Genomic DNA, 1,544 nt, shown 5'->3' with positions numbered 1-1,544 from the left:
TTTTTCCTTAGTTTTGGTATAATTTTACGTAATTGTAACAAAAAAAGCTGATTTTTAAGGTAAAAAATGAAAAATTTTGAAATTTCGTCCAAATTTAGCCCGAGCGAGGATCAGGCCCGCGCAGTCGCCAATATCGTCGCATCCATAAGATCGGGCAATAAATACCAAACGCTTCTAGGCGTCACGGGCTCAGGCAAGACCTTTACGATGGCAAACGTTATACGCGAGCTAAATATGCCCACTCTAATCATGACGCACAACAAATCCCTCGCCGCGCAGCTTTATAGCGAATTTAAGGGCTTTTTCCCTAAAAATCACGTGGAGTATTTCATCAGTTACTACGACTACTATCAGCCGGAGGCCTACATCCCGCGTCAAGACCTTTTCATCGAAAAAGACAGCTCCGTAAACGAAGAACTCGAGCGTCTGCGCCTATCTGCGACGGCGAGCTTGCTCAGCTTTGACGACGTCGTGTGCGTGGCGTCGGTGTCGGCCAACTATGGCCTGGGTAATCCTAGTGAATACCAAGGCATGGTCGCATACCTAAACGTCGGCGATAAAATCAACCAGCGCGCGCTACTGCAAAAGCTAGTGGATATGGGATACAAACGAAACGACGTTTATTTCGACCGAGGTGACTTTCGCGTAAACGGTGACGTGGTGGACGTATATCCCGCGTATTTTAACGACGAGGCGTTTAGGATCGAGTTTTTCGGCGACGAGATCGAGACGATGTATAGCCTGGACGTGCTGGAAAACAAAAAAAGACACGACCTGAAAAAATTTATCCTCTACCCGACCAGCCAGTTTATCGTGGGCGAAAACCGCCTAAAAATCGCCATCAAACAGATCGAAGAGGAGCTGGCGGAGCGGCTAAAAGAATTTAACGAGCAAGGCAAGCTCGTAGAAGCTCAGCGTCTAAAGCAGCGAGTGGAATTTGACCTAGAGATGATGAGCAGCACGGGCATGTGCAAAGGCATCGAAAACTACGCGCGCCACCTAACCGGGCAAAAGCCCGGAGAGACGCCATACTCGATGTTTGATTATTTCGAGCTTGGCGGCAAGGACTATCTAGTCATCGTAGACGAAAGCCACGTGAGCCTGCCGCAGTTTCGCGGTATGTACGCAGGCGACCGCAGCCGTAAAGAGGTGCTTGTGGAGTACGGCTTTCGCCTGCCCTCCGCACTGGATAACCGTCCGCTCAAATTTGACGAGTTTATAAACAAACGCGCTAAATTTCTTTTCGTATCGGCGACCCCGAACGAATATGAGATAAATTTAAGCTGCGGCCACGTTTACGAGCAAATTTTACGTCCGACGGGACTGCTTGATCCCTTAATCGAGATAAAAGACAGCGAAAATCAGGTGGAGATTTTATTTGACGAGGCTAAAAAAACGATCGAGAGAAACGAGCGCGTGCTAGTCACCGTGCTCACCAAAAAGATGGCCGAGGAGCTCAGCCGCTACTACACCGAGCTAGGCATCAAGGTCAAATACATGCACTCAGACATCGACGCCGTCGAGCGAAACGAGATCATCCGCGG

At 49.0% G+C, this 1,544-nt stretch carries 1 protein-coding gene; it reads left to right on the top strand.

Annotated elements, in window-relative coordinates:
• Window positions 1-66: 66 nt before the first annotated feature.
• Window positions 67-1,544: excinuclease ABC subunit UvrB (gene uvrB / locus Q0338_RS07430; RefSeq protein WP_298086198.1), on the top strand; the 1,478-nt coding region annotated here is incomplete at its 3' end.

The organism is uncultured Campylobacter sp. (genome assembly GCF_938018145.1).
Classification (GTDB): domain Bacteria; phylum Campylobacterota; class Campylobacteria; order Campylobacterales; family Campylobacteraceae; genus Campylobacter_A.
Note: the sequence above shows the minus strand (reverse complement) of the source record. Positions and strands in the feature narration are given on the sequence as shown.